The sequence below is a fragment of the Burkholderia sp. BCC1208 genome (assembly GCF_902833095.1).
GTDB lineage: Bacteria > Pseudomonadota > Gammaproteobacteria > Burkholderiales > Burkholderiaceae > Burkholderia.
The window spans coordinates 195,200-221,702 of record NZ_CADFDY010000008.1 but is presented as its reverse complement, the minus strand read 5'-3'; the positions used below and the strand labels follow the sequence as shown (position 1 = coordinate 221,702).

At 68.6% G+C, this 26,503-nt stretch carries 25 protein-coding genes; 10 read left to right on the top strand and 15 right to left on the bottom strand.

The genetic code is table 11. The features are described 5' to 3' along the window. The first annotated feature begins 1 nt into the window (after position 1). Complete coding sequence (queF, locus tag HWX09_RS20400) at positions 2–832, top strand: NADPH-dependent 7-cyano-7-deazaguanine reductase QueF (protein WP_027785408.1); 831 nt, start codon at positions 2–4, stop codon at positions 830–832. Between the two features lie 336 nt (positions 833–1,168). Here the strand turns inward: queF and HWX09_RS20395 are convergent, their stop codons facing one another. The 3 genes from HWX09_RS20395 to HWX09_RS20385 all read right to left on the bottom strand — a co-directional run bounded on the left by HWX09_RS20395 (position 1,169) and on the right by HWX09_RS20385 (position 4,103). Next, positions 1,169–1,555 carry a Rid family hydrolase gene (locus HWX09_RS20395; protein WP_006751946.1) on the bottom strand — a complete coding sequence of 129 codons (387 nt, stop codon included), beginning with the start codon at positions 1,553–1,555 and terminating at the stop codon, positions 1,169–1,171. A gap of 125 nt (positions 1,556–1,680) precedes the next feature. Next, on the bottom strand, positions 1,681–3,162 hold the full coding sequence (locus HWX09_RS20390) for a D-aminoacylase (RefSeq protein ID WP_027785409.1): 1,482 nt from the start codon (positions 3,160–3,162) through the stop codon (positions 1,681–1,683). Between the two features lie 2 nt (positions 3,163–3,164). Then, positions 3,165–4,103 carry a MurR/RpiR family transcriptional regulator gene (locus HWX09_RS20385; RefSeq protein ID WP_027785410.1) on the bottom strand — a complete coding sequence of 313 codons (939 nt, stop codon included), beginning with the start codon at positions 4,101–4,103 and terminating at the stop codon, positions 3,165–3,167. A gap of 119 nt (positions 4,104–4,222) precedes the next feature. Here HWX09_RS20385 and HWX09_RS20380 point away from each other — a divergent pair, with 119 nt between their 5' ends. After that, positions 4,223–5,503, top strand: coding sequence for an amino acid deaminase (locus HWX09_RS20380; RefSeq protein WP_027785411.1), 1,281 nt, complete (start codon positions 4,223–4,225; stop codon positions 5,501–5,503). Between the two features lie 157 nt (positions 5,504–5,660). Continuing rightward, positions 5,661–6,242 carry a DJ-1/PfpI family protein gene (locus tag HWX09_RS20375; protein WP_006487930.1) on the top strand — a complete coding sequence of 194 codons (582 nt, stop codon included), beginning with the start codon at positions 5,661–5,663 and terminating at the stop codon, positions 6,240–6,242. Between the two features lie 125 nt (positions 6,243–6,367). Here the strand turns inward: HWX09_RS20375 and HWX09_RS20370 are convergent, their stop codons facing one another. Next, positions 6,368–6,814 carry a MarR family winged helix-turn-helix transcriptional regulator gene (locus tag HWX09_RS20370; RefSeq protein WP_027785412.1) on the bottom strand — a complete coding sequence of 149 codons (447 nt, stop codon included), beginning with the start codon at positions 6,812–6,814 and terminating at the stop codon, positions 6,368–6,370. A gap of 58 nt (positions 6,815–6,872) precedes the next feature. Continuing rightward, positions 6,873–8,468 carry an MDR family MFS transporter gene (locus tag HWX09_RS20365; RefSeq protein WP_027785413.1) on the bottom strand — a complete coding sequence of 532 codons (1,596 nt, stop codon included), beginning with the start codon at positions 8,466–8,468 and terminating at the stop codon, positions 6,873–6,875. Positions 8,469–8,574: 106 nt separating this feature from the next. On the opposite strand from HWX09_RS20365, the gene HWX09_RS20360 reads away from it, so the two are divergent. Further along, the gene (locus HWX09_RS20360) at positions 8,575–9,417 is read left to right on the top strand and encodes an EcsC family protein (RefSeq protein ID WP_027785414.1); all 843 of its coding nucleotides are present in this window, start codon (positions 8,575–8,577) and stop codon (positions 9,415–9,417) included. On the opposite strand, the gene HWX09_RS20355 is transcribed toward HWX09_RS20360, so the two are convergent. Both HWX09_RS20355 and HWX09_RS20350 read right to left on the bottom strand, forming a co-directional pair. Continuing rightward, entirely contained in the window at positions 9,387–10,349 is a 963-nt protein-coding gene (locus HWX09_RS20355) for an alpha/beta hydrolase (protein WP_027785415.1), read from the bottom strand. The genes HWX09_RS20360 and HWX09_RS20355 overlap by 31 nt on opposite strands. A gap of 89 nt (positions 10,350–10,438) precedes the next feature. Continuing rightward, positions 10,439–10,873 (bottom strand): CHRD domain-containing protein, encoded by a 435-nt coding sequence (locus HWX09_RS20350; RefSeq protein ID WP_027785416.1) that lies wholly within the window; start codon positions 10,871–10,873, stop codon positions 10,439–10,441. A 497-nt stretch (positions 10,874–11,370) separates the two neighbouring features. On the opposite strand from HWX09_RS20350, the gene HWX09_RS20345 reads away from it, so the two are divergent. Next, complete coding sequence (locus HWX09_RS20345; protein WP_051421415.1) at positions 11,371–12,336, top strand: hypothetical protein; 966 nt, start codon at positions 11,371–11,373, stop codon at positions 12,334–12,336. A gap of 30 nt (positions 12,337–12,366) precedes the next feature. On the opposite strand, the gene HWX09_RS20340 is transcribed toward HWX09_RS20345, so the two are convergent. From HWX09_RS20340 to HWX09_RS20330, 3 genes are all read right to left on the bottom strand, one after another. Next, entirely contained in the window at positions 12,367–13,140 is a 774-nt protein-coding gene (locus tag HWX09_RS20340) for a class II aldolase/adducin family protein (RefSeq protein ID WP_027785418.1), read from the bottom strand. Between the two features lie 243 nt (positions 13,141–13,383). Beyond that, positions 13,384–15,006, bottom strand: coding sequence for a phospholipase D family protein (locus HWX09_RS20335; protein ID WP_027785419.1), 1,623 nt, complete (start codon positions 15,004–15,006; stop codon positions 13,384–13,386). A 271-nt stretch (positions 15,007–15,277) separates the two neighbouring features. After that, positions 15,278–15,994, bottom strand: coding sequence for a FadR/GntR family transcriptional regulator (locus HWX09_RS20330; protein WP_027785420.1), 717 nt, complete (start codon positions 15,992–15,994; stop codon positions 15,278–15,280). Positions 15,995–16,121: 127 nt separating this feature from the next. On the opposite strand from HWX09_RS20330, the gene HWX09_RS20325 reads away from it, so the two are divergent. From HWX09_RS20325 to HWX09_RS20310, 4 genes are read left to right on the top strand one after another with little or no spacing between them, the layout of a single operon-like run. Then, positions 16,122–16,919 (top strand): (Fe-S)-binding protein, encoded by a 798-nt coding sequence (locus tag HWX09_RS20325; protein ID WP_027785421.1) that lies wholly within the window; start codon positions 16,122–16,124, stop codon positions 16,917–16,919. Further along, positions 16,916–17,641: a lactate utilization protein C gene (locus HWX09_RS20320; protein WP_027785422.1), complete on the top strand. Its 726-nt coding sequence runs from the start codon at positions 16,916–16,918 to the stop codon at positions 17,639–17,641. Before HWX09_RS20325 ends, HWX09_RS20320 begins: the two co-directional genes overlap by 4 nt. Further along, entirely contained in the window at positions 17,638–19,083 is a 1,446-nt protein-coding gene (locus HWX09_RS20315) for a LutB/LldF family L-lactate oxidation iron-sulfur protein (protein WP_027785423.1), read from the top strand. The genes HWX09_RS20320 and HWX09_RS20315 overlap by 4 nt, the downstream gene beginning before the upstream one ends. Before the next feature lie 50 nt (positions 19,084–19,133). Next, positions 19,134–20,834 (top strand): lactate permease LctP family transporter, encoded by a 1,701-nt coding sequence (locus HWX09_RS20310; protein WP_027785424.1) that lies wholly within the window; start codon positions 19,134–19,136, stop codon positions 20,832–20,834. 120 nt (positions 20,835–20,954) lie between these two features. Here the strand turns inward: HWX09_RS20310 and HWX09_RS20305 are convergent, their stop codons facing one another. The 5 genes from HWX09_RS20305 to HWX09_RS20285 form a co-directional block, all read right to left on the bottom strand. Then, positions 20,955–21,716 (bottom strand): M48 family metalloprotease, encoded by a 762-nt coding sequence (locus HWX09_RS20305; protein WP_027785425.1) that lies wholly within the window; start codon positions 21,714–21,716, stop codon positions 20,955–20,957. A gap of 205 nt (positions 21,717–21,921) precedes the next feature. Next, positions 21,922–22,704 carry a glycosyltransferase family 2 protein gene (locus HWX09_RS20300; RefSeq protein WP_027785426.1) on the bottom strand — a complete coding sequence of 261 codons (783 nt, stop codon included), beginning with the start codon at positions 22,702–22,704 and terminating at the stop codon, positions 21,922–21,924. Positions 22,705–22,829: 125 nt separating this feature from the next. Beyond that, on the bottom strand, positions 22,830–24,125 hold the full coding sequence (locus HWX09_RS20295; RefSeq protein ID WP_027785427.1) for an endoribonuclease L-PSP: 1,296 nt from the start codon (positions 24,123–24,125) through the stop codon (positions 22,830–22,832). Positions 24,126–24,162: 37 nt separating this feature from the next. Beyond that, complete coding sequence (gene fabG, locus HWX09_RS20290) at positions 24,163–24,879, bottom strand: 3-oxoacyl-ACP reductase FabG (protein ID WP_027785428.1); 717 nt, start codon at positions 24,877–24,879, stop codon at positions 24,163–24,165. A 112-nt stretch (positions 24,880–24,991) separates the two neighbouring features. Beyond that, positions 24,992–25,252 carry a phosphopantetheine-binding protein gene (locus HWX09_RS20285; RefSeq protein WP_027785429.1) on the bottom strand — a complete coding sequence of 87 codons (261 nt, stop codon included), beginning with the start codon at positions 25,250–25,252 and terminating at the stop codon, positions 24,992–24,994. 570 nt (positions 25,253–25,822) lie between these two features. On the opposite strand from HWX09_RS20285, the gene HWX09_RS20280 reads away from it, so the two are divergent. Continuing rightward, positions 25,823–26,476, top strand: coding sequence for a membrane protein (locus tag HWX09_RS20280; protein WP_027785430.1), 654 nt, complete (start codon positions 25,823–25,825; stop codon positions 26,474–26,476). The last annotated feature ends 27 nt before the right edge of the window (positions 26,477–26,503 follow it).

Here is a 26,503-nt window from a genome sequence, read left to right as displayed (position 1 = left end):
GATGAATCCCGAACATTCCCCGCTCGGCAAGGCCACCGTCTACGCGGCGCAGTACGACGCGTCGCTGCTGTTCCCGATCCCGCGCGCCGGCGCGCGCGAGCAGCTCGGCATCACGTCGGCGCTGCCGTTCTTCGGCACCGACATCTGGAACGCGTACGAATTGTCGTGGCTCAACGCGCGCGGCAAGCCGCAGGTCGCGATCGCGACGTTCTACGTGCCGGCCGAATCGCCGAACATCGTCGAATCGAAGTCGTTCAAGCTGTATCTCGGCTCGTTCGCGCAGTCGAAGTTCGACTCGCTCGACGCGGTGCGCGACGTGCTGAAGCGCGACGTGTCGGCCGCGTGCGGCGCAAGCGTATCGGTGCAGCTGGTGTCGGCGCACGATTTCCGCAAGCTGGAGATGGACGAGCTCGACGGGCTGTCGCTCGACCGGCTCGACCTCGACACCGACGTGTACGAGCCGGACCCGTCGCTGCTGTCGGCCGCGGATGCCGCGGACGAAGCGCCGGTCGAGGAAACGCTCGTGTCCGACCTGCTGCGCTCGAACTGCCCGGTCACGGGCCAGCCCGACTGGGGCAGCGTGCAGATCCATTACGTCGGCCCGCAGATCGACCATGCGGGGCTGCTGCGCTACATCATCTCGTTTCGCAATCACACGGGCTTTCACGAGCAGTGCGTCGAGCGGATCTTCCTCGACATCCTGCATGCGTGCAAACCGGTGAAGCTCGCTGTGTATGCGCGCTATACGCGCCGCGGCGGGCTCGACATCAATCCGTTCCGCACGAACTACAACCAGCCGATGCCGGATAACGCGCGGACGGCGCGGCAGTAAATCGAGCAATGCTGGCGGGCATGTCGAAGCCCGCCGGCAGATCGATGCGCACGGACGGACGGCCTTTCACGGCAGTGCGGCCAATTGCGCGGCGCCCCATTTCCTTTCTACGGCAGCACGATGCAGGATCGCGAGCGTAACGGATTCGCGCTTGCGGCCACGCACCTTTCGAAGCACCCATCGCCGGAATAGCGAATGGCGCAACCCTTCGGACGTATCGTGTCGCGCTCTCGTCGACAGGATTTTATTCAAAGCGTAAAAATTCAGTGCCGACGCAACGGGGCCGGCGCACACCAATGCGCCGGCCCCGTCACACAACAATCCGCCCTCGCCGCGCTACTTCGCCGGCGCCTTGTAAGCAATACAATCGACCTCGACCTTGCAGTCGATCACCATGCTCGACTGCACGCACGCACGTGCCGGCGGATGCTCGCCGAAGTACGAGACGAACACCTTGTTGAACGACGCGAAATCGCGCGCGTCGTCGAGCCACACGCCGCAGCGCACGACGTGCTCGAGGCCGTAGCCGGCTTCCTTCAGGATCGCGATCACGTTCTCGATCGTCTGCTTCGACTGCGTGACGATCCCGCCTTCGACGACCTCGCCGTTCACCATCGGCGTCTGGCCCGACACGTACAGCCAGCCATCTGCCTCGACCGCGCGTGCAAACGGCATCACCTGGCCGCCGGTCCCCTTCGCTTCGCCTACGCCATATCGCTTCATCGTTTCACTCCTCGTTTGTCGACCAGCGTCGGCGCTTCAGCGCTGACTCCGGTCCCATGCAACGCTCGGTTGCGGATGCGCGCGCCGGCTGCTGCGGCACGCATGGAAGATCGGAATACGGGCGTTCAGAACGCCGCATCGGCACCGGCCGGCACGCGCTCGCCGCGCGCGACGAAACCGCCGGCGCGCTCGCCGGTCGGCTGGCCGTTTTCATAAGTCAGCACGCCGTTGACCCACACCGCGTCGATCCCGTGCGCGGGTTGCTGCGGCTTGTCGAACGTCGCGGCGTCGATCACGCGCGCCGGATCGAACAGCACGAGATCGGCGTGGTAGCCGACGTGCACCTCGCCGCGGCGCGCGATCCCGAAGCGGCGCGCGGACAGCGACGTCATCTTGCGGATCGCCTCCTCGAGCGGCAGCAGGTTCGTGTCGCGCACGTAGTGGCCGAGCACGCGCGGAAACGCGCCCCACAACCGCGGATGCGGCAGCGGATCGTTCGGCAGCCCGTCGGAGCCGACCATCGTCGCCGGATGCGAAAGGATGCGACGCACGTCGTCCTCGGACATGTTGTGGTACACGGCGCCCGCCGGACGGATCCGCTGCGCGGCCTCCTGCTCGGTCACGCCCCAGTCGGCCGCGATCGCCTTCAGCAGCTTGCCCGCGACTTCCGGGTGCGGCTCCGACCACGTAATCGTGATGTCGATGTCGCCCGTCACCTGCTTCAGGTCGAGCGTCGACGAACTGCGGCTGTACGGATAGCAGTCGCAGCCGACCGGCTGGTAACGGCGCGCACCTTCGAGCGACGCGAGCACCTCGGTGCTGCGCCCCCAGTTCGACGGACCCGCGCACTTCAGGTGCGAGATCACGACCGGCACCTGCGCGTGGCGGCCGACGCGGTAGGCCTCGTCCATCGCATCGAGGATCGCGTCGAATTCGGTGCGCATGTGCGTCGTGTACAGCGCGCCGGCTTTGGCGAGCGGCTCGGCGAGCGCCATCACTTCCTCGGTCGGCGCCGCGAACGCGGAGCCGTATGCGAGGCCTGATGACAGGCCGAGCGCGCCGTTCGCGAGCGCCTCCTCGAGCTGCGCGCGCATGCCGGCGATCTCGCCATCGGTCGCCGCGCGGTCGAGGCGGTCCATCTGGTTGTTGCGCAGCGCCGTATGGCCGACGAGCGCCGCGACGTTCACGGCCGGGCGCGCATCGTTCACGGCCGCGACGTAAGCGGCGAAGCTCGGGTACTGGAACGCATCGCGCCCGCCGAGCAGGTTCATCGGGTCGGGCGGATCGCCCGCGAGCGTCACCGGCGACGCGCTGATCCCGCAGTTGCCGACGATCACGGTCGTCACGCCCTGCGAGATCTTCGGGATCATCTCCGGCGCCCGGATCACGTGCGTGTCGTCGTGCGTGTGCACGTCGACGAAACCCGGCGCCAGCGCACGGCCGTTCGCGTCGACGACGTTCTCGGCGAGCCAGTTCGACAGGTTGCCGATCGCCGCGATCTGGCCGTTGCGGATCGCGACGTCGCGCGTAACGGGCGGTGCGCCGGTGCCGTCGTACAGTTGCGCGCCGACGATCAGCGTATCGGCCGCTTCGGGATGCGAATGCATGGTCAGTCTCCTACCGGTTGACGGTCTCCGCCGCCGCGATGCGCATCGAGTGCGTGCTTGATGCGGCGCAGCGATTCTCGGCCCGCATCGCCGAGCCGCAATGCGACTCCGGTGACGAGCACGTCGATCGCCATCATCATCGCGTAGCGCGATGTCGAAGGCTTGTAAATGAAATCGGTTTCGAATGCGACGACGGGAATCAGATGGTCGGCGAGCTTCGCGAGCGGCGACGCCGGCGCGGTGATCGCGATCAGCTTCGCGCCGTAGCGCTTCGCGAGCCGGCAGCTCTCGAGCAGCTCGGGCACGCGCCCGCTCACCGACAACGCGACGACGACCGCGTCGCTCGACAGCGTCGCGGCCACCATCCGCTGCAGCAGGCCGTCCTGGTAGCTCGCGACCGGCCGGCCGAACCGCACGAGCCGGAAGCGCAGCTCGTCGGCAAGCGCGGTCGAGCCGCCGCCCTGTCCGTACACGTAAATCATTTTCGCGCCGGCGAGCAAGTCGGCCGCCGCGTCGAACGACGTGTTGCGCAGCAACTGGTGGTTGTGCGCGAGCGCCACGCGAATCTCGTCGTAGACCATCGACGCGGGGCTCGTGTCGTCGGCCGGCGCGTCGTCGGACGGCACCAGAAAGCGCTGGCCGACGGCCGCCGCCTGCGCGACGAGCACCTTCAGCTCGCGCACGTCGCGGCAGCCGACGGCCTTCGCGAAACGCGTGACCGTCGCGACGCTGACCTCCGCGTCGCGCGCGAGCGCGCCGATGCTCGCATGCGCGGCGCGCGCCAGATCGGCGAGGATGAACGCGGCGACCTTGCGCTCGGCTTCGCGCAGCTCGGGCGCGCATTCGGCGATCCGCGCGACGATGTCGAGGACCGGCGGGGCGGCCTGAGCCGGATGGGGCTCGACGGCGGGCGAAGCGGACGGGGAAGCGGGCGTATTCATCGGCGGCAAAGGGTGCGAAGCTGGATGTTATTAAATAACATCACCGCGCAGATGCTACTTTCTGTACCATTTGCATGTCAACTTCAGTGCAATGCATAGTGATGATGGAGCGGGATGACATGAAAGTTACAAACTATCAGGAAGCGACGATCGATCCGTTCGGCAAGGGTCTGGGCAATCTGCCGAGCGCGAGCGTGCCGCTCGGCGATGCGGGCCGGCTCGAATGGAACCTGCTCGCGGAAGACGTCAGCCTGCCGGCCGCCGTGCTTTACGCGGATCGCGTCGAGCACAACCTGAACTGGATGCAGGCGTTCGTGCAGAAATACGGCGTCAAGTTCGCGCCGCATGGCAAGACGACGATGGCGCCGCAACTGTTCCGCCGCCAGCTCGACGCCGGCGCGTGGGGCATCACGCTCGCGACCGCGCACCAGACGCAGGCCGCGTATCACGGCGGCGTGCGGCGCGTGCTGCTCGCGAACCAGCTGGTCGGCCGCCAGAACATGACGATCATCGCCGGGCTGCTGTCCGATCCCGATTTCGAATTCTTCTGTCTCGTCGATTCCGCGGACAGCGTCGATCAGCTCGGCCGCTTCTTCGGCGACGCGAAGAAATCGCTGAACGTGCTGATCGAGCTCGGCGTGCCGGGCGGCCGTGCGGGCGTGCGCGATGCCGCGCAACGCGAGGCCGTGCTGGCCGCGATCGCGCGCTATCCGGACACGCTGAAGCTGGCCGGCATCGAACTCTATGAAGGCGTGCTGAAAGAGGAAGGCGAGATCCGCACGTTCCTGCAGCAGGCGGTCGCGCTCACGCGCGAACTGGCCGAAGCCGGCCGCTTCGCGCGCACGCCCGCGATCCTGTCCGGCGCCGGTTCGGCGTGGTACGACGTGGTCGCGGAAGAATTCAAGAAGGCGTCCGACGCGGGCTTCGCGGAAGTCGTGCTGCGCCCGGGCTGCTACCTGACGCACGATGTCGGCATCTACAAGAAGGCGCAGACCGACGTGTTCGCGCGCAACCCGATCGCCCGCTCGATGGGCGAAGGGCTGCTGCCGGCGCTGCAACTGTGGGCGTACGTACAGTCGGTGCCGGAGCAGAATCGCGCGATCGTCGCGCTCGGCAAGCGCGATGCGGCGTTCGACGCGGGCCTGCCCGAGCCGGCGCGCCATTTCCGTCCGGGCCGCGACGCCGCGCCGCGCGACGTCGCCGCCACCGAAGGCTGGGCCGTCACCGGGATGATGGATCAGCACGCGTACCTGCAGATTCCGCCGGGCGCGGACGTGAAGGTCGGCGACATGGTCGCGTTCGACATCTCGCACCCGTGCCTGACGTTCGACAAGTGGCGCCAGGTGCTCGTGCTCGATCCGCAATTCCGCGTGACGGAAGTCGTCGAAACCTTCTTCTGACGCATGCCGCGCGCCGCGCCGCCCTGCCGCTCGCGCGGGGCGGCCGTCACGCGCGCTTCAATCTGCCGGAGTACACTGCGCTTTCGTCCTCGGGGCCCGTCGTCGCCGTCATGCACGGCGCGACCGGGCCTTCAACGCTGTTTCACGGGAGAAAGCCATGGCCGCGAAGAAGATCCTGTTCCTGACCGGCGATTTCGCCGAAGACTACGAAACGATGGTGCCGTTCCAGGCGCTGCAGGCCGTCGGCCACCACGTCGACGCAGTCTGCCCGGGCAAGCGCGCGGGCGACAAGATCAAGACCGCGATCCACGATTTCGAGGGCGACCAGACCTACACCGAGAAACCCGGCCACCAGTTCACGCTGAATGCGGCGTTCGACGACGTCGATGCGGCGCGCTACGACGCGCTCGCGATCGCGGGCGGCCGCGCCCCCGAGTATCTACGACTGGATCCGAAGGTGATCTCGCTCGTGCGCGAGTTCGCCGAAGCCGGCAAGCCGATCGCGGCGATCTGCCACGCGGCGCAACTGCTCGCGGCCGCCGACGTGATCCGCGGCAAGCGCATTTCGGCGTACCCGGCCTGCGCGCCGGAGGTGAAGCTCGCGGGCGGCGAATACGCGGACATCCCGGTCGACGCGGCCGTGACCGACGCGCCGTTCGTCACCGCGCCCGCGTGGCCCGCGCATCCGGCCTGGCTTGCGCAGTTCCTCGCGCTGCTCGGCACGCGCATCGAGCTGTAAACGAAGTTGAAATGAAATGAGGCAACACGCCGGCCGGCGGCGGGTTCGAGCGCCCCGTATGCCGCGCCGGTCGCGTTCGGCCGAGGGGGGAACCCGTCGGGCCGCTTTCCGCCCCTTCCCGCCTGTCAGTGCGGCGCCGGTGTCGACCCGACGTCCGCGATCCGCGTTTCCAGCATCGCGAGCGCACCCGACAGCGCATTCAGCACGTCGTCCGGCAGCTGCGCCATCGTCTGTTCGAGAAACGCCTTGCGGCGCGGCAGGCACGCGTCGAACGCCGCGCGGCCTGCGTCCGTCAGCGTGACGTTGGTCACGCGGTTGTCGCGCGCGTCCGATTCGCGCTCGATCCAGCCGAGCGCGTCGAGCGACTTCAACTGACGCGTGAGCGCGCCCGGATCGATGCGCAGCACTTCGACGAGCTTCTTCTGCGACGAATGTCCGCCCATCGTGTGCAGCGCGACCATGATGCGCCAGCGCGGCATCGGCTGCCCGACGTGCGCTTCGAACGCGGTCATGAACGCGCGATACGTGCGTCCGAATTGCTGCAAGATCGCGACGCGGTCCTGTTCTTCCATGCGCTGATTTCGTTCCGGTGAATCGTTGAGTCGTCGAATCGCTCGCTCGCCTGCTCGGTCAATCGGCCGCGACGTGCGGTTCGATCTTGCGCCGCAGCGCGATCGGCGGCACGCGACGGCACTGCCACACCGACACCACGGCGACGACGGCCGCCATCGCGACGCCCAGGTGAATCGCGCCGACCAGCGATTCGCGGGCCGCTTCCAGCAGCAGCGCGCCATTATGCCCGGCACGCGTCAACTCCGCGACGAGACCGCCCTGCGCCGCGCGATCGATCAGGATCTGCGGATCGGCGAGCCGCGCGTGCCACTGCATCGCCTGATCGGCCGACAGCGCGCTGCGCACGCCGCTCGAATACATCTGGTTGACGAGCGTGCCCGTGAGCGCCGTGCCGAGCATGCCGCCGACCATCCGCAGCGACTGCAGCAGCGCCGTCGCGATGCCGAGGTGCTCGCGGCCGGCCGTCTGCTGCGCGAACACGGTGAGGTTCGGCAGCACGAAGCCGAGCCCGATGCCGCCCGCGACCATCAACGCCATCAGCATCCAGGTCGGCGTCGTGTGGGTCGACACGACGATGCCCGCGCACGCGATCGCGAACAGCGCGAAGCCGACGTGCAGCATCGCGTTCGGATGGCGGATACGCGTGACGACGCGGCCGTTCATGATGCTGCCGATCGTGATGAACACGACGAGCGGCGTGATCACGAGCCCGGCCTCCTTCGGCGACATCCCGAAGCCGCCCTGGAACAGCAGCGGCGCGTAGAACAGCAGCGAGAACATCGAGAAACCGGCGAGGATCGCGAGCACGAAGAGCGCCGACAACGCGCGGTTGCCGAACATGTCGAACGGCAAGATCGGCTGCGCGCAGCGCTTCTCCCAGTGCCACAGGCCGACGCCGGCCGCGACCGCGACGACGAGCAGCAGCGACGCCCAGCTCGCGACGCCGTACTTCGGCAGCCATTCGACGAACAGTTGCAGCGCGCCGAGCGACAGTGCGATCAGCAGCGCGCCGGGCCAGTCGAGCCGCATCTTGCGATCGTGCTCGACGTGGCGCAGGTGCGGCAGGTAGCGCCACACGAAGAACAGCGACAGCAGGCCGACCGGCAGATTCACGTAGAACACGGAGCGCCAGCCGAACGACTGGGTCAGCACGCCGCCGAGCGACGGGCCGACCGCGTTCGCGATGCCGAACGCGGAGCTCATCAGCACCTGCCAGCGCAGCCGCACGACGGAATCGGGGAACAGGTCGGGAATGCATGCGAACGCGGTGCCGACCAGCATCCCGCCGCCGATGCCCTGCAGCCCGCGCGCGAGGACGAGATACAGCATGTCGTCGGCCATCCCGCACAGCACCGACGCGCCGGTGAACACGACGATCGACACGATCACGAACGGCTTGCGGCCGTAATAGTCGCCGAGCCGGCCGAAGATCGGCACGGTGATCACGGAACTGAGCAGGTACGAGGTCGCGACCCACGCGTACAGGTCGAAGCCGCGAAGTTCGGCGACGATGGTCGGCAGCGCGGTGCCGACGACCGTCTGATCCAGCGCGACCAGCATGGTGACGAACGAGATCCCGATCATCGCGAGCAGCGATTCGCGGAACGGCAGGACTTGCCCGCTCGAATGGTGGGCGGCAGTATGGACGGGCATTTTTTGTCGATGCAACTTTTGCCGAGTCAAAGAATCTCAAAATTCTAGCATGCGGGAGTAATCTAGGCTGGCGATGGGTCAAGGCCCGTTCACGCCAAGGAGAAAGATGGAACCGATTTCAATCACCCCCGCCACGACGCTGTCGCCGGAGGACCGGGACGCGCTGCGGCGCGCGAAGCAGGTGCTGGAAAGCCCGTCGCTGACGATGAAGCTGACGGGCGTGCTCGGCGCGCCGGTCGAGAAAATGATCGCGCGGCTGCCGGACTTCGCGACCGGCAAGATCAACGATGCGACGCAGCTCGCGCTGCGCAAGTGCCTGAACATCGCGCTGCGCACGCTTGGCAAGCCGCAGTCGCCGGATGCCGAGCCCGAGAAGCCCAGCAACCTGCTGCACAAGCTCGCGGTCGCGACGACCGGCGCGGCGGGCGGCGCGTTCGGCTTTCTCGCGCTGCCGGTCGAGCTGCCGGTGACGACCACGCTGATCTTCCGTTCGGTGTGCGACATCGCGCGCAGCGAGGGCGAGAACCTGACGTCGGTCGATACGCAGTTGCAATGTCTGGCCGTGCTCGGCATGGGCGGCAACCCGGACAAGCAGGAGGAGGACGCCGATCTCGGCTATTTCGTGCTGCGCGGCGCGCTCGCGCAGGCGATCTCGAAGGCGTCGTCGGACATCACGGCGAAAGGCATCGCCGCGCACAGCTCGGCGGCCGTGTTCAAGCTCGTGCAGACGGTGGCCTCACGCTTCTCGGTGCAGGTGACCGAGCAGATGGCCGCGAAGTCGATCCCGGCGATCGGCGCCGTGCTCGGCGCGACCGTCAACACGCTGTTCATCGACCACTTCCAGCAGATGGCGCACGGCCACTTCACCGTGCGCCGGCTCGAACGCAAGTACGGGTCGGTGGCCGTCAAGGCAGCCTATCAGGCGATCGACGCCTCGCCGACGCGCTGAACCGCACGCTCGACCGCGACGCGGCGCAGGAACGCGGCCGCGCGGTCGAGCGCATCGCGCGCTTCCGGCACCATCGGCGCGTACAGCTGCCACACGTGCGGCATGTCGGGCCACACCTCGATCTCCACCGCCACGCCGGCCGCCTTCGCCTTCTCGGCGACGCGGCGCGAATCGTCGAGCAGCACCTCGGTGCTGCCGACCTGGATGTACAGCGGCGGCAGACCCGCGAAATCCGCGTAGAGCGGCGACGCGTACGGATTCGTCGCCGGCTCGTCGCCGAGATACAGCGTCGCGGCCTTCGGCAGCGCCGCGGCCGCGAACATCGGGTCGAGGCCGTCGTTGCCGCGCATCGTGCCGCCGGTGCCGGCCAGGTCGGTCCACGGCGAGAACAGGATCGCGCCGGCCGGCAGCGGCTCGCCGCGATCGCGCAGCGCGACGAGCGTCGCGAGCGCGAGGCCGCCGCCCGCCGAATCGCCGCCGAACACGATCGATTCGGGCGGCGTGCCGAGCGCCAGCAGTTGCCGGTACGCGGCGAGCGCATCGTCGAGCGCGGCCGGAAAGCGGTTTTCGGGCGCGAGCCGGTAGTCGAGCGAGAACGAGCGCACACCCGCGCGCTTCGTCAGGCCGAACACCAGCGGCCGGTGGGTTTTCGTCGAACAGAAGTAGTAACCGCCGCCGTGGAAATACAGCAGCGTGCGGCCGGGCCCGCGTGCCGCGCCCGCGTCGGTGCGTTCGAGCCATTCGCCGCGCAGCGGCGCGTCGCCGGCGCCGTAGCACTGGCGCAGCCGGTAGCCCGACGGCGCGCGGCGCGGCACGATCATCCTCAGGTCGGTAAAGCGCCGGGCACGCGCGGGGTCGAGCACCTCGCGCGTGGTTTCGGGGCGAAACTGCCAGCGCAGCAGCCAGCAGGCGAACTTGCTTTGCCAACTCATCGGACGCACTCCGTCATCACAGTGTGACGATGGTACGTGCGAACGTTCCCGCGTCGCTCGACAAGTGCCTCTATATCAAACACCGACGCTCAGTTCGCCGGCATCACCTGGCCGCGGATCTCGCCGGACGGGTGTTCCTTCGTATGAATATTGAAGTACCACTTGCCGCCCATCAGGTCCGTGACCTGTGCGTCGGTGAGTTCCTTCGAGCCCTTGATCGGACTCGCCAGCTCGTCCTTCGGCACCGGCACCTGTACGCCGGCGTTCTGGCCGACCGGCGCGGGCCCGTGGAAATGCGCGGCGGTGGCCGGCCCCGTGAGGTGTTCGTAAGTGACCGTCCACTGCAGCATGTGCGTGGCCGTGTCGTAGGTGGCGGCGACGGCGCCCGAACCCTTGGTCGCCGTCGGCGGTACTTCGCTCGACGGCTGCAGACTGGCGGACAGGCGCACCGTTTCCGCAACGGCGCTGCCGGCGGCGAGCACGCCCGCGAACAACGCGACCTGGAGCAAACGCAGCTTGAGCATGGATTCTCCTTGTACGACGGGGGACACCGCCCGAGCGGCGGCGCCACACAGGATGGTAGTCGATTGCCGGCCAATCCGGCAGCCTGCCGAAACCTGGAAGAGACCTTTGCAGCACGGCCCCTGAATCCGCGCACGGGCTTTCGCTACACTTCGTTTCACAGTTGCTTGTTTCCTTCGTCCGAAGGAGTCTGCGAGTATTCACGCGGCCGCCCGGCCGCGTTTTTTTTGCGTGTCTCCGGCGGCTAGAGGCATGCCGCGCACGAATGCCCCTTTCCGAAATACCAAGCAGGACGAATCATTTTTCGTCTCGCTCGAGTCGCGATCGGCGCGCGTACCCGCATGTTGTCACGATACGTGTAATACGTTATTGCGCGAACCCGGGTCGACACGTGTTTTCCCGAGCACGAAAATGATCGCGTGTTGTCGTGACTGGAAAGTGAACCGTGCCGGCCCGTCTCCCGATACCCTGCCCGACCCGCCCCGTCCGCGTCCGCCCGCTGCTGGCGGCGCTCTGCTCCGTCGCCGGCCTCTACGGCGCGCCCGTCGACGCGCAGGAATTCTCGCTGTTCGCCGGCCCGCTGTGGGGCGGCAGCCAACGCACGTATTCGTGGGCGTTCGATTACCAGGAAGGCTTGAGCACGCACACCGCGCTCGGCTTCACGTGGTACAACGAAGGGCACATTCCGAATCACCACCGCGATGGCCAGGCGGTGCAGTTCTGGGGCCGCGTGCCGCTCGCGAACCGCCGCCTGGTGCTGTCGGCGGGCGCGGGCCCGTATCGCTACTTCGACACGGTGCCGGCCGCCGAAGGCCGCGGTTACTCGAATACACATGGCTGGGGCGTACTGACGAGCGTGCGCGCCGCGTACTACACGTCGCACCGCTGGATCGCGCAGCTTCAGGTCAACCGCGCGCAGGTGTTCAGTGGGCCCGACACGACGTCGGTGATGTTCGGCGTCGGCTACCAGCTCGATGCGCCCGCCACGCCGGGCCCGCGCGACACCGCGCTGCCGCGCACGCGCAAGGTCACGGACAACGAAATCACCGCGATGCTCGGCGAGACGATTCTCAACAGCCGCTCGTCGCCGTCGACGCTCGGCGGCAGCGTCGAATACCGGCGCGGCCTCACGCGTTCGATCGACTGGACCGCGACATGGATGTACGAAGGCGCGAAGCAGGCGGTCCGCCGCAACGGGATCGCCTCCGAGCTGTGGCTCACGCGTGCGTTCCTGAACGACAAGGCCACGCTGTCGGCCGGCGCCGGCGCGTATTTCACCGTCAACCAGCGCAAACGCGACGGCCAGCCGGGCCCGGGCGACGGCCGGTTCTCCGGCATCGTGTCGATCTCGGCCAGTTACCGGATCTCCGGGCGCTGGCTCACCCGGATCACGTGGAACCGCGTGGTCACGCGCTACGATCGAGACACCGACGTGATCCAGGCCGGCCTCGGCTATCGGTTCTAGTCGGCGCACGCATCGGGCGCGCCGCCCGCGTCACGCGCGATAGCCCGGATCGATCCGGTCGACGATGCGCTGCAGCGCATCGAACGCGTCCTGTCCCGCGCCATGCTTCGGATCGAAATTCAGTGAATCGCGCACGCACCCTTCGAGCACGGACGGCGCGATCGGCAGCGCATCGCCGATCGCATGCGTCGCGATCTGCACCTCGCACGCGCGATTGAGCAGCCACATCAGCGAGAACGTCTGCGCGAGCGTTGCGCCGATCGTCACGGGCCCGTGGTTGCGCAGCAGCAGCACGGGCCGCCCGCCCGCGCTCTCGACGATGCGCCGGCCCTCCTCGAGATGCACGGTGATGCCTTCGAAGTCGTGATACGCGATCTTCCCGTACAGCTGCGCCGAATAGAAATTCGAGAACGACAGCCCGTCGCGCGAACAGCACACGGCCATCGTGGGCGTCGTGTGCACGTGCATCACGCAGTGCGCATCGGGCAGCGCCGCATGGATCGCGCTGTGGAACGTGAAGCCGGCCGGATTGATCGGCCAGTCGGCATGGCCGATCACGTTGCCGTCGATGTCGATCTTCACGAGGTTCGACGCGCACACCTCGCGGTAATGGAGCCCGAACGGGTTGATCAGGAAATGTCCGTCCTCGCCCGGCACGCGCAGCGAGATATGGTTGTAGATCAGCTCGGTCCAGCCGAGGTAATCGAAGATGCGGTAGGCGGCCGCGAGCTGCACACGCGCCGGCCATTCGGCTTCGGAGAAGCGCGCGGGACGCGTGAACGGCTGGTTCGGTACACGTTGCATGGGGAACTCCGGTTGGCGCGCGCGCGGCCGCGGCGCATGGCGGTGCGCATCGTCCATCGTCTGACGGCACCGCGCGCGGTGCGTGCATGCACGTGCGGCGGCGCGTCGTTCGGCGCCGTTCCGCCCCGCATTTTTCGACGGAGCCCGCAGCGCCCTTCACGATATGCATATCGTTGCGCACACAACCATAGCATCTTTCCCCGCGCACCGGAATCGCGGGTTTTGCCGGAGCCGCTCCGGCCCTTACAACTGGTCGTCGACCGGCAGCAGCCTGAAGATGCCGGTCATCACGTTGCGCATCAGCCCGGCATGCGGGTCGACGTGATAGGTGGTGGTCTGACCGCCTTCGGTGCCCGTCCATTCGAGTGCGGGCGGGCTGCCGTCGGTTCGCGTCGCGAGCGTGACGCGGTAGCTTTCGTCCGGCTGCGTCACGCGCGCGAAGATCGCCGCGGCCTGCTGCGCGAGCACCGGGCTGTGGATCACGAGCGCGAGTTCGGTGTTCAGGTGCGCGGAACGCGGGTCGAGGTTCAGCGAGCCGATCACGACGATTTGCCGGTCGATCACGTACGCCTTCGCATGCAGGCTCGCGCGCGAACGCGAGCCGAACAGCCGCGCGGACTCCTGGTCCGGCTGCGACTTGAATTCGTACAGCTCGACGCCGCGCTGCAGCAACGGCACGCGATACGGCGCATAGCCGGCCTGCACCGCGACCGCGTCGGTCGCCGCGAGCGAATTCGTCACGATCGCGACGCGCACGCCGCGCGCGGCCGTGTCGCCGAGGATCTTCACGCCGGCGTCGTGCGGCACGAAGTACGGCGAAAACGCGAGGAATTCCTTCTGCGCGCCGCGCGTCAGCTCGGCCAGGCGCTGCATCGGAGGGCTCACGTACGTGCCGGTCGGCTGCGCGACCTTGGTCGGCGCGTCGACCTTGAATTCGGCCGGCGCCCACACGAGTTCGAGTTCGTCGCGCGCGATCTGCCGTGCCAGCGGCGTCGCGTTCAGCGGCTTCGCGTTGTACGGGTCGGCATTCTTGCGCCAGTGGTCGCGCAGCTCGTCGCGCATCGCGTCGAGATCCTTCGGATCGAACTTCTGATGATTGAGGACGCGCAACGGATAGCTGCTCGCGCTCGCCCAGTAGTCGTCGAAGCTCTTCGAGATGTCGTTCGTCACGGGGCCGGCCGCCAGCACGTCGAGATCGCGGAACTGCAGCGTCGGGCTCGCACTGAAATATTCGTCGCCGAGATTGCGGCCACCGACGATCGCGAGCTGGTTGTCGGCGATCATCGCCTTGTTGTGCATCCGGCGCGTGAAGCTGTCGATCCGCGTGAAGAAGTTGGCCGTGCGCTCCATCACGCCGCGCTGCGATGCGCCGAACGGGTTGAACACGCGGATCTCGATGTTCGGGTGCGTATTCAGCGCGGCCATCACGCGGTCGATATCGTCGAAGTTCAGGTCGTCGACCAGCATCCGCACGCGCACGCCGCGATCGGCCGCGTACAGCGCCGCGCCGAGCAGCAGCTTGCCGGTCGTATCCTCGGTCGCGATGTAGTACTGCATGTCGAGCGTCTTCGTCGCCGCACGCGCGAGCGCGATGCGCATCTGCAACGCGGTGGCGCCGTCGGCCAGCAGCCGGAAGCCCGACTGCGCCGGATGCGCGGCTGCCGGCGCGGCCAGCGCATCGCGCAGCGGCGTCGCGGTATCGGCCGGCAACGCGTGGGAGACGGGACGATCGAGCGAAGTGGCGGGCGGATGCGTCGCGCACGCAGCGAGCGGCAGCAGCGCGCAGACGATCAGCGCGCGGGCCTGGCGGCATGCGGCGCGCCACGACAGCGCGGCCGGTGCGCGCCGGATCAAGGACGTGAGCACGGAAGCTTCCTCGACAGTCGGATCAATGGGCACGTCATCGCCGCGGCGCGCGGCTGACAAGCGGTTCCGGTCGATTCTAGTGGGCGCCCGACGAACCGGTCAATTAGGTCGGGCCGCGTAGGCCGGGCCGCATAGGCCGAACCGCGTAGGCCGGATCGCGTAAGCCGGCCGCCCTGCCCGCGCCGCGCAGCCGCCCCCCACGCCGTCCACAGCCGCTCGTGACGCATACCCGACGCCGCGCGGGCTGGTGCGGCCACTGGTCCGACCAATCTCATGCCACGTCGCCGCTGCGCTCGAAATGGCTGCGCACGTAGTCGATATGCGTCTGCATCGCGGTGCGCGCCTCTTCGGGCCGGTGCGCGCAAATCGCCTCGCACACGACCCGGTGCTGCAACAACAGCAACTCGGATGCCTGCTCGTCCTCCGTCGTCATCCCGGCCACGTTGATCGAGATGTGCTCGCGCAGCATCCCGATCACGCTCGTATGCAGATGCAGGAACATCGTGTTGTGCGACGCGAGCGCGATCGCCTCGTGCAGCTTCGCGTCGGTCGCGGCTTCGACGGCCGCGTCGTCGTTCGCGTGCGCGGTGTCGAGCTCGCGCAGCAGCGCGCGGATCCGGCGCCGGTCGTTCGCATCGGCCCGCAGCGCGGCGAAATAGGCGGTCGCGCCTTCCAGCACGCGGCGGAATTCGAGGATGTCGTCGCGCAGCGCCGGATGATCGGCGACCAGCTGGCCCCACGGCGACGCGATGCCGGCGCGCAACTGGTCGGTCACGTAGACGCCCGCGCCGCGCCGGCTCTGCAGCAGCCCGCGCGCGACGAGCCGCTGGGTCGCCTCGCGCACCGTATTGCGCGCGACGCCGTACTGCTGCGCGAGCACGCGCTCGGCCGGCAGCCGCGCACCGGCCGGCCACGTGCCGTCGAGCAGCGCCGTCTCGATCTTGCGCATCACGCCTTCGGTCCGACCCCGTGCCGTCATCGCTGCCATCGTCGTGTCTCCCGTGGAATGCGTGCCGCGCCGATTGGCCCAACCAATTTGAGCTGTGGCGCGGACGCGGGAATTATGCAGCGAAATCGACGCTCCGCACGCCGGACCGTCGCCTCTGGAGCGAGACATGAACTCAAGGCCGTACCCCACCGCCCCCGCGCACGTGTATCTGTTCGCGACCTGCCTGGTCGACCTGTTCGTCCCCGAAGCGGGGCTCGACGCGGTCCGCCTGCTGGAACGCGAAGGCCTGACCGTCCATTATCCGCGCGGCCAGAGCTGCTGCGGGCAACCGGCCTACAGCAGCGGCAATCCCGATGAAGCGCGCCGTGTCGCGGCCGCGCAGCTCGACCTGTTCGCGCAAGCGTGGCCCGTGATCGTGCCGTCCGGCTCGTGCGCGGGCATGATCCGGCACCACTGGCCGGCGCTGTTCGCCGACGATCCCGTTCACGGCCCGAAAGCGCGCGCGATCGCGGAACGGACCTACGAACTCGCCGAATTCCTCGTCCATGTGCTCGACGTGCGGCTCGACGCGGTCATGGCCGGCGCCGGGCCCGACGAACGCGTCGTGCTGCACACGTCGTGCGCGGCGCGGCGCGAGATGGGCACGCGCGTGCACGGCGTCGCGCTCGTCGACGCACTGCCGGGCGTGACGCGCATCGAACACGAACGCGAATCCGAATGCTGCGGCTTCGGCGGCACGTTCTCGCTGAAGCATCCGGACATCTCCGGCGCAATGGTGGGCGACAAGGTCGCGTCGGCTTGCGCGACCGGCTGCGACCGGCTCGTGTCCGCGGACTGCGGCTGCCTGCTGAACATCGGTCACGCCGCCGCCAAGGCCGGCGCGGCGCTGCCGGTCGAGCATCTCGCGAGCTTCCTGTGGCGCCGCACGGCCGGCGCCGCATCGTTGCGCGGAGACGGGCAATGAGCGCGCGCGACGCGATCCTCGCGCGGCTGCGCGCCGCCGCGCCGGGCGTCGCCGCAACCACGGCTCCCGCGCTCGACGCACGCATCGACTCGCATTACGACACTCGTCGCGCATCGGCCGGGCACGCTCCCGAGGCGCGCGTGCAGGCGATGCAGACCGCGCTCGCCGCGTCGCACGCCGAAGTCTGGTGCGCGAGCGCCGACGCATGGCCCGCGCAGCTTGCCGCACGCCTCGCCGACGCCGGCGTGCGCCGCCTGCTGCTCGACCCGGCCCGCGCCGAATCCGCGGCACTCGTCCGCGCGCTGCCCGATACGGTCGGGCCCGTGCCGTTCGACCGGCCGATCGACGCATGGAAGGCCGATCTGTTCGACACGATCGACGCGGGCTTCACCGTCGCACGCTCGGGCATCGCGGCGACCGGCACCGTCGTGCTCGCGCCCGATGCCGGCACGCCGCGCACGGTGTCGCTGGTGCCGCCGCTGCATGTCGCGCTCGTGCACGCGAACACGCTGCATGCCGACCTGCACGCCGCCGTGCACGCGGAGCGCTGGCAAGCCGGCATGCCGACCAACCTCGTGCTGGTATCCGGTCCGTCGAAGACCTCCGACATCCAGCAGACGCTCGCCTATGGCGCGCACGGCCCGCGCCGCCTGTGGGTCGTGATCGTCACCGATTCGGCCGGGCCGCCGGCTACCCCCGCTTCCGAGGACCTGCCGCGATGAGCGACCACACGCTGCAATTCGTCGCCCCCGGCGACTTCAAGACCCGCGCGCGCGCCGCGCTCGACGATCCGGCGCTGCGCCGGAGCTTTCGCGGCGCGATGGACTTCCTGCAGGGCAAGCGCGCGACGCAGTTCCCCGACGACACCGAGCTGCAGCAGTTGCGCGATCTCGGCGAAGCCGTCCGCCAGCATGCGCTCGCGCAATTGCCGGCGCTGCTCGAACGGCTGGAGACGAAGCTCACCGCGGCCGGCGTGCACGTGTACTGGGCCGAGACGGCCGCCGACGCGAACGCGATCGTGCTCGGCATCGCGCAGACGAGGAAGGCGCGCCGCGTGATCAAGGGCAAGTCGATGGCGAGCGAGGAAATCGAGCTGAACCATTACCTCGCGGAGCACGGCATCGACTGCATCGAATCGGACATGGGCGAATTCATCGTGCAGCTCGCGGGCGAGAAGCCGTCGCATATCGTGATGCCGGCGATCCACAAGACCCGCGGCGACATCGCCGAACTGTTCGAGGCACACCTGCCCGGCACGCGCTACACGGAAGACGTCGACGAACTGATCCAGACCGGCCGGCGCGCGCTGCGCCGCGCGTTCGCCGACGCGGACATCGGCCTGTCCGGCGTGAACTTCGCGGCGGCCGACACGGGCACGCTGTGGCTCGTCGAGAACGAAGGCAACGGCCGCCTGTCGACGACGGTGCCCGACACGCACGTCGCGATCATGGGGATCGAGAAGGTCGTCGAGAAGCTCGAGCACATCGTGCCGCTGTCGAGCCTGCTCACGCGCTCGGCCACCGGCCAGGCGATCACGACCTACTTCAACCTGATCTCGGGCCCGCGCCGCGACGGCGAACGCGACGGCCCGCGCGAGTTGCACCTGGTGCTGCTCGACAACGGCCGCACGCAGGCGTACGCGGACGAACAACTGCGCGCGACGCTGCAGTGCATCCGCTGCGGCGCGTGCATGAACCATTGCCCCGTCTATACGCGCATCGGCGGCCACGCGTACGGCACGACCTACCCGGGCCCGATCGGCAAGATCATCTCGCCGCACCTGCTCGGCCTCGACGCGACGGCCGACCTGCCGACCGCGTCGACGCTGTGCGGCGCATGCGGCGAGGTGTGCCCGGTGCGCATCCCGATCCCGCAATTGCTCGTGCGGCTGCGCACCGAGGCGAACCGCAAGCCCGACGAGCCCGTCGCGCATCCGTTGCGCGGCCAGGGCGCGAACTATCACCGCGCGGAAGAACTCGTGTGGCGCTTCTGGTCGGGCGCGTTCGCGCATCCGCGCGCGTACCGCGCGTTCCGCTGGACCGCGACGCGTCTGCGCGCGCTGACGCCCGCGAAGCAGATGGGCTGGACGCAGCACCGCACGCCGCTCGAACCGGCGCCGCGCAGCCTGTCCGACCTGCTGCGCGCACGCGGCCAGCCCGAATAGCGCATCCCGTTTCAAACCCGTACCCCTATAAATCCATGGAGGAGACACCCATGCAGGTTTGGCATCAGATCTACACCCCGCTCGGCAGCCTCGGGCTGTCGGCACTCGTCGCCGCGATTCCGATCATCTTCTTTTTCGTCGCGCTGGCCGCGCTGCGGATGAAGGGCCACGTCGCGGCCGCGATCACGCTGCTGCTGGCGCTCGGCGTCGCGATCCTCGCGTACGGAATGCCCGTGCCGCAGGCGCTCGCGGCGGCCGGTTTCGGCTTCGCGTACGGCATCTGGCCGATCGCGTGGATCATCGTCGCGGCCGTGTTCCTGTACAAGATCGTCGTGAAGACCGGCCAGTTCGACGTCATCCGCGCGTCGGTGCTGTCGATCACCGACGACCAGCGGCTGCAGATGCTGCTGATCGGCTTCTCGTTCGGCGCGTTCCTCGAAGGCGCCGCCGGCTTCGGCGCGCCCGTCGCGATCACGGCCGCGCTGCTCGTCGGCCTAGGCTTCAAGCCGCTGCATGCGGCCGGCCTGTGCCTGATCGCGAACACCGCGCCGGTCGCGTTCGGCGCGATGGGCATCCCGATCATCGTCGCCGGACAGGTGACGGGCATCGACCCGTTCCACATCGGCGCGATGGCCGGCCGCCAGTTGCCGCTGCTGTCGCTCGCGGTGCCGTTCTGGCTGGTATTCATGATGGACGGGCTGCGCGGCGTGCGGCAGACCTGGCCGGCCGCGCTCGTCGCGGGCGGCAGCTTCGCGGTCACGCAGTATTTCACGTCGAACCACATCGGACCCGAGCTGCCGGACATCACGTCGTCGCTCGTCAGCCTCGTGTCGCTCGCCGCGTTCCTGAAGGTCTGGCAGCCGAGCAGCGCGAGGCAGACGGCGGGCGCGATCGTCGCGTCCGGCGGCGGCGCGGCGCTCGCGGGGTTCGGCGCGGGCGGCAACGGGTCGGGCGCGAGCCGCCAGGCGTCGCCGTACACGCTCGCGCAAACCGTGCGCGCGTGGTCGCCGTTCCTGATCCTGACGGCCGTCGTCACCGTGTGGAGCATCGCGCCGTTCAAGGCGCTGTTCGCCGCGCACGGCGCGCTCGCGTCGACCGTGCTGAAGTTCCACGTGGCCGGGCTCGACCAGCTCGTCGTGAAGACCGCGCCGATCGCCGCGACGCCGAAGGCGCTCGACGCGGTGCTGAAGATCGATCTCGTGTCGGCGGTCGGCAGCGCGATCCTCGTGACCGCGCTGATCTCGATGGCGCTGTTGCGGATGAAGCCGCGCGACGCGTTCGTCACGTTCGGCGAGACGCTGAAGGAACTGACGCGCCCGATCCTGTCGATCGGCCTCGTGCTCGCGTTCGCGTTCGTCGCGAACTACTCGGGGATGTCGTCGACGCTCGCGCTGATGCTGGCCGCGACCGGCGGCGCGTTCCCGTTCTTCTCGCCGTTTCTCGGCTGGCTCGGCGTGTTCCTGACCGGCTCGGACACGTCGTCGAACGCGCTCTTCTGCTCGCTGCAGCAGGCGACCGCCCATCAACTGGGCGTGCCCGAAACGCTCGCGGTCGCCGCGAACACGACCGGCGGCGTGACCGCGAAGATGATCTCGCCGCAATCGATCGCGGTCGCGTGCGCGGCGACGGGCCTCGTCGGCAAGGAATCCGAGCTGTTCCGCTTCACGGTGCGGCACAGCCTGCTGTTCGCGGTGATCGTCGGGCTCATCACGCTCGTACAGGCGTACGTGCTGCCGGGGATGGTGCCGTAAGCGGCAACGTGCACGCCCGAAAAACAAAAAACCCACGCCCGAACGAGCGTGGGTTTTTCATTTCGCGTGCCGATCGCCGGCGTCGACGACCGGCGATCGGTTACGCAATCAGCTGCTGAATCAGCTGCCTTTCGCGATGCGATCCTGGATATGCTGCGCACGGCTCGCCGACGACGGGTGCGAGCTCATCATCGAGCTCTGGCCGCCGTCCATCTGCGCGAGCTTCTGGAAGCCGGTGACGAGGCCCTTCTGGCTCATGCCCTTCTGCTTCATCAGGTCGAACGAGTAGTCGTCGGCCGCGCTTTCCTGCGACTGCGAGAACTGCGCGTTGATGAACTTCTCGGTGATGTCGCCGAGCTGCGAGCTCGACAGCGCCGCCACACCCGGCGATGCCGCGCCGGCCGCGCTGCGCGCCGCGCTCACGGCGTAGGCCGTCTGCATCGCCTTCTTCGAGTGACCGAGCGCGACATGGCCCATTTCATGGCCGATCACGCCGCGCAGCTCGTCGTCGTTCATCATGTCCATCAGGCCGCTGTACACGCGCACGCAACCGTTGCCCATCGCCCACGCGTTGACGTCCTTGGTCACGTAGACCTTGTAGTTGATCTTCTGGCCGTTCAGCGTCATGTCGCCGAAGCCCTTCATCACCTTCGTCAGGCGCTTCGCGTAGGCGCTGTTGGCCGGCGCGATCTTCGACTCGGCGTCGCTCGACTTGCACGATTCGTTCGACAGCGCGGCGATGTCGCTGTCCGACAGCGTCGCTGCCTTGTACAGATTGGTCCCCGCCGACGTCAGGCTGTTCGCGTCAAGGCCCTGTACCCCGCCGCACGCGCTCAACAGAAACGCCACGCCACACGCCGCCACCGCTTTCTTGAGTTGCATCCCGGAATCCCTCGATAGTTGTATTTGGGAGCGGCGATTTTGCATAATCCGGCAGAAAATTACCAGATGTTTACATCCGATGACACGTTGATTACTCAGCGGATTGAAATGACCCGGCGATCTGGCACCGTATTGACGACAAAAATCATGGCAATCGCCGCACGCCGGTACGGCGATCGGGGAAGGAGAATGGACGGGCCTGCGCTCAGGCCGTCTGGTCGCGGCGCCGCGTCAGGCGGCGTGCGACCAGCATCGGCAGCCGCATCGCGAAGCCGGTGAAAAGCCGCAAGTGCATCCACGCGAGCAGCGCGTTGTCGCGACCGTAGTGAAAGTGCGACACGCCGCCTTCATGGCGGCCGAAATAGCGCACCGGTGCGTCGATGCGGATCGGGCGCACGCCGGCCCAGCACAGCCGCACGGCCGCTTCGGGATCGAAGTCGAAGCCGCGCATCCACGGCTGGCGCCGCATGATCGCCGCCAGCGGCGCGACCGGATAGACCCGAAAGCCGTACAGCGAATCGCCGATCCCGGCCCACAGCGTCTCGAGGTCGGCCCACGCGTTCGACAGCCGGCGCCCCTGCACGCGCAACTGCGGCGCGCTCCCGTCGAACTTCGGCACGCCGAGCACCATCGCGTCGGGTGCAGCCTGCGATGCCGCCATGAAAGCGGGAATCAGGTCGGCCGGATGCTGGCCGTCGGAATCCATCGTCAGCACGTGCGTGAAGCCGCTCGCGGCGGCCGCGTCGAGCCCCGCGAGCACCGCGGCGCCCTTGCCGCGATTCTCCGGCAGCACGATCACGCGCAAGCCGGGATCGCGCTCGGCCATCGCCTGCAGCCGTTCGGCGCTGCCGTCGGTGCTGCCGTCGACGACGACCCACACCGGATTCCACTGCTCGCGGGCATTGTGCACGGTCGTGTCGACCTTGGCGCCCGGGTTGTAGCTCGGAATCAGGACGAGATGGGTGGACGAGGCGTGCAGCTCGGACATGGGAACAACCGATGGCGAAGACGGGGATCCTGACAAAAGTGTATGACGTGCCGACGACCGCCGGCACGCGTCGTCGACACCGGCCGCATGCGGGGCCGGTTGCCGGATCGTGAGGCCGTCGCGCTTCATGACAGCCACTCCACGGCATGACCGGCGCTGGCCTCGATCTCGACCAGCAGGTCGTCGCGACACACGTCCGCGTGAACGAACAGCGGCCGCACGTGGGGACCGGCCGCCTCGCGCAACACTTGCCCGATCGCGGCCAGCGTCGCGGTATCGCCGGCGTCGCGCACGTAGACGCGATAGCTGAGGTCGGCGAGCGAGAACGGGCCGTGCCCCTGCCGCGCGGCCTGCTCGAGCACCGCCGCGAGGTTCGCGACCGTCTCGCGCGTCTGCGCGACGACGTCGCCGCAATGCACGGTGCGGTGGCCGACGATGCTCGCGGTGCCCGATACGAACAGCACCGGCGCCGCCTCGCCGTCGGCCCATGCGGCGGCGCGCGCGAACGTCGGCGCACGCGGGCCGTACTGCGCCGGATAGTGATACGCGCTGACCTGGCGCGGATTCTCGATGGAATCGGCCGGCGTTCGGCTCGCGAGGAAGTAAATCGCGAGCGGTGCGGCCGGCGACGCGTCACCCGTGAGCGGCACGACCGAGCCGAGCGCGCATGCGGCCGGCACGCCGCCCGTCGATGCACGGCGGCACGCGTCGAACGCCTGCTGACGGCCGATATTGAACTGACGATAGCGCTCGATCCCGCCCTGCACCGCATTGATCGCCGGCACGGTATTCCAGATCCGCAGCGGATGCGGCATGCCGAGCGTATCGAGCAGGTCGAACAGCGCGCGGTACGCGTCGAACGTCGCGCGTTCGAGCGGCGTGCCGCCGTCGCGCGGTGCGTCGTATGCGGCGTCCGTCTCGTGCACGACGAGGCTGCCGAACACGAGCCCCGCCGCTTCGCTGTAGCGATAGCGCAGCGCACCTCGCTGCTCGCTGCACAGGTCGTGCGCATCGCATTGCCACAGTTCGCAGACGGCATCGCCCGCTGCGACCTCGGCGCCGAGCAGCATCATCTGCACCGGCGCGACCGGCAGGCCGGGCGCGGCATCGGTCAGCATCCGCACCATCGTCTCCGCGCGCGACTCGTCCGGCGTTCCCGCTGCGCCGATGCACACCGCGCCCAGTACGCCGGGAAACACGCGATCGAGTCCGTCGCCACGGCTATCCGCATCGTGCAGCAGCGCGACGAGCCGCGCATGGCTCATCCGGACGAGCCGCAGCGCGCGGCCGCCGGCGTGCGCGAACGGCGCGGCGGCAGACAACGGGGGACACGGGCGCCGTTCGGCGTGGACTGGATGCACGGACACTTCGATTTCCTCACTAGATGGCGTTGGCCGCCGCCCGACATCGCGGCCCTGCACCGCGTTGCGTTACGTCAGGCCAGCGCGACGCGCTTCGTCATGCGAGCCCGCCGTTGACGGACAACACCTGCCCCGTCACATAGGCCGCGGCGTCGGACACCAGATACGCGACCATCGCCGCGACTTCGTCGGGCCGGCCCGCACGCTGCGCGGGCACGAGCTGCTTGATGCGTTCGGCCGGAAACGCGTGCTCGGCCATCGGCGACGCAATGATGCCGGGCGCCACCGCGTTCACGGTGATGCCGCGCGACGCGAGCTCCAGCGACAGCGACTTCGTCGCGCCGATCAGCCCCGCCTTCGCGGCTGCGTAATTGGCCTGCCCGCGATTGCCGGTCACGCCGGCCACCGACGCGATGTTGACGATCCGCCCGCGCCGCGTGCGGATCATCGGCAACAGCAGCGGCTGCGTGACGTTGAAAAAACCGTTGAGCGTCACGTCGATCACGCTGCGCCATTGCTCGCGCGACATGCCGGCCATCGGCGCGTCGTCGTGAATGCCCGCGTTGTTGACGAGGATCTGCACCGGCGCGTCGTCGATGAACGGCTGCAGCGCGGCGAGCGTCGCATCGGCGTCGGTCACGTCGAACGCGATCGCGTGCGCGGCGCCGCCGGCCGCGACGATCTGCTGCGCGACGGCCTGCGCCTGCGCGAGATGGCGGTTCGCATGCACCCACACTTCATGGCCGGCCTGCGCGAGCGCCGTGCAGATCGCCTGCCCGAGCGCGCCGCTGCCGCCCGTCACGAGCGCCCGCATCGAATGGCTCCGTTCATCGCGTTGTTCACCTCGCTAGACGCGGCCGCGCATCGTCCTTCGAGCGCCGCCGCATGCCGTCTTCACCGTTGCGCTACGCCCGTGCGCTACGCCGTCACTTCGTGCGATGCGCGGCGACGTAAGCAGCCAGCGCACCGAGCGTCGCAAAGATCGTCTGGTTGTCAGGATTGTCCGAGCGCAGTTCGAAGCCGTACTTCTTCGAAATCAGCAGCGCGATTTCCAGGATGTCGATGGAATCGAGCCCGAAACCTTCGCCATACAGCGGCGTAACGGCCGTCACTGTGTCGAGCGGGACGTCTTCGAGATTCAATTCGCCGATGATCAGCGTGGCGAGCTCTTGTTCCAGTGCGTTCATCATGCGTGCGAGCAGGCGGCCATGGCAGCGGGAGGCGCCCGGAAACGGCAAACCGTCGGGCACGCCCGGCGCGTGCCAATCTCCGTCCCTCCGGCGTCTGCCGGCTTCCCCGCCTGCGTCGTTTGGGGATCGTTTGTAAAAGTTACGCGGATTCTAGACGAAGGGTATCGGGCCGTATACCGCGAATGGTTACAAGACTGGCGAGCCGCCGCGACGGCCCGTTTCGAACCCGAATGCACGAGACGCTTGAGCCGCTTCGGATGGAAATGGACCGACCCCGCGAAACCGGTCGCCCGGTGCCATACAATCGGTTACAAAACCCGGTCGCGGCCGCCCCGAACCCGCGCTGCCGCGGCCCTAAAATGAGCGTGCCCGACCACCGGCCCGGACCCGCGTCCCGGCCACCATTCATATGATGTTTGACGGCCCGCCCCCGCGCCCGTCCACGATCCGCCCGATGTCTCCCGTGATGCCGTGTCCGCCCTTGCGCTCCGTTCCGATTCGCCCGCCCGTCGGCCGCTGCAGCCCGGCCGCCGGCCGGAGTGCGCGCCGCGCGCCCGGAGGCCGCCGATGAGCCGGCTGCTGCCCGTCGTGCGCGGCGCCGCAGCGGTCGGCGCCGTGGCCGCGTACCAGGCCGGCGCGCATTACGCGAGCGCGACACCCGGCGCGCACGGCTTCGGCCTCGCGATGGCGCTCGTGCCGCCGCTGCTGCTCGCACTGGGCGTCGCGCTGCGCTCGCCGCGGCGCGCGTGGCTCGTGCCGGCATGGCTGCTGGCCGCCGCCGCGCTGTGGGCCGCGCGCGCGCCGCTCGCTCGGCACTTCGAATGGGGGCTGTATCTTGAACACGCGAGCTTCAACGTCGCGATGGCGCTGCTGTTCGGCCGCACGCTCGCGGCCGGCAAGGTACCGCTGTGCACGCGCTTCGCGGCGATGATCCACGGCACGGTCACGCCGGCCGTCGCGCGCTACACGCGGCGGATCACGCTCGCATGGACGCTGTTCTTCATCGCGATCGCCGCCGTGTCGACGCTGCTGTTCGCGACCGCGCCGATCGTCACGTGGTCGACCTTCGCGAACTACCTGTCGCTGCCGCTCGTCGCCGTGATGTTCGCCGCCGAGCATGCGTGCCGGCGTGTCGCGCTGCCGCACGAGCCGCGGCCGCGAATGATCGACGCGGTGCGCGCGTATCGCGCGTCCACCCACGCATCGCAGGCCTCGCGATGAATTCATGACCGGCGCGGCCCCACGGCC

Bases quoted from the DNA above. Each gene is read 5' to 3' on its own strand.
- HWX09_RS20340 (WP_027785418.1), bottom strand. From the start codon at position 13,140: ATGCAACGTGTACCGAACCAGCCGTTCACGCGTCCCGCGCGCTTCTCC.
- HWX09_RS20380 (WP_027785411.1), top strand. From the start codon at position 4,223: ATGAAAGTTACAAACTATCAGGAAGCGACGATCGATCCGTTCGGCAAG.
- HWX09_RS20325 (WP_027785421.1), top strand. From the start codon at position 16,122: ATGAACTCAAGGCCGTACCCCACCGCCCCCGCGCACGTGTATCTGTTC.
- HWX09_RS20355 (WP_027785415.1), bottom strand. From the start codon at position 10,349: ATGAGTTGGCAAAGCAAGTTCGCCTGCTGGCTGCTGCGCTGGCAGTTT.
- HWX09_RS20285 (WP_027785429.1), bottom strand. From the start codon at position 25,252: ATGAACGCACTGGAACAAGAGCTCGCCACGCTGATCATCGGCGAATTG.
- HWX09_RS20315 (WP_027785423.1), top strand. From the start codon at position 17,638: ATGAGCGACCACACGCTGCAATTCGTCGCCCCCGGCGACTTCAAGACC.
- fabG (WP_027785428.1), bottom strand. From the start codon at position 24,879: ATGCGGGCGCTCGTGACGGGCGGCAGCGGCGCGCTCGGGCAGGCGATC.
- HWX09_RS20280 (WP_027785430.1), top strand. From the start codon at position 25,823: ATGAGCCGGCTGCTGCCCGTCGTGCGCGGCGCCGCAGCGGTCGGCGCC.
- HWX09_RS20310 (WP_027785424.1), top strand. From the start codon at position 19,134: ATGCAGGTTTGGCATCAGATCTACACCCCGCTCGGCAGCCTCGGGCTG.
- HWX09_RS20360 (WP_027785414.1), top strand. From the start codon at position 8,575: ATGGAACCGATTTCAATCACCCCCGCCACGACGCTGTCGCCGGAGGAC.
- HWX09_RS20320 (WP_027785422.1), top strand. From the start codon at position 16,916: ATGAGCGCGCGCGACGCGATCCTCGCGCGGCTGCGCGCCGCCGCGCCG.
- HWX09_RS20385 (WP_027785410.1), bottom strand. From the start codon at position 4,103: ATGAATACGCCCGCTTCCCCGTCCGCTTCGCCCGCCGTCGAGCCCCAT.
- HWX09_RS20350 (WP_027785416.1), bottom strand. From the start codon at position 10,873: ATGCTCAAGCTGCGTTTGCTCCAGGTCGCGTTGTTCGCGGGCGTGCTC.
- HWX09_RS20390 (WP_027785409.1), bottom strand. From the start codon at position 3,162: ATGCATTCGCATCCCGAAGCGGCCGATACGCTGATCGTCGGCGCGCAA.
- HWX09_RS20370 (WP_027785412.1), bottom strand. From the start codon at position 6,814: ATGGAAGAACAGGACCGCGTCGCGATCTTGCAGCAATTCGGACGCACG.
- HWX09_RS20365 (WP_027785413.1), bottom strand. From the start codon at position 8,468: ATGCCCGTCCATACTGCCGCCCACCATTCGAGCGGGCAAGTCCTGCCG.
- HWX09_RS20395 (WP_006751946.1), bottom strand. From the start codon at position 1,555: ATGAAGCGATATGGCGTAGGCGAAGCGAAGGGGACCGGCGGCCAGGTG.
- HWX09_RS20375 (WP_006487930.1), top strand. From the start codon at position 5,661: ATGGCCGCGAAGAAGATCCTGTTCCTGACCGGCGATTTCGCCGAAGAC.
- HWX09_RS20330 (WP_027785420.1), bottom strand. From the start codon at position 15,994: ATGGCAGCGATGACGGCACGGGGTCGGACCGAAGGCGTGATGCGCAAG.
- HWX09_RS20305 (WP_027785425.1), bottom strand. From the start codon at position 21,716: ATGCAACTCAAGAAAGCGGTGGCGGCGTGTGGCGTGGCGTTTCTGTTG.
- HWX09_RS20300 (WP_027785426.1), bottom strand. From the start codon at position 22,704: ATGTCCGAGCTGCACGCCTCGTCCACCCATCTCGTCCTGATTCCGAGC.
- queF (WP_027785408.1), top strand. From the start codon at position 2: ATGAATCCCGAACATTCCCCGCTCGGCAAGGCCACCGTCTACGCGGCG.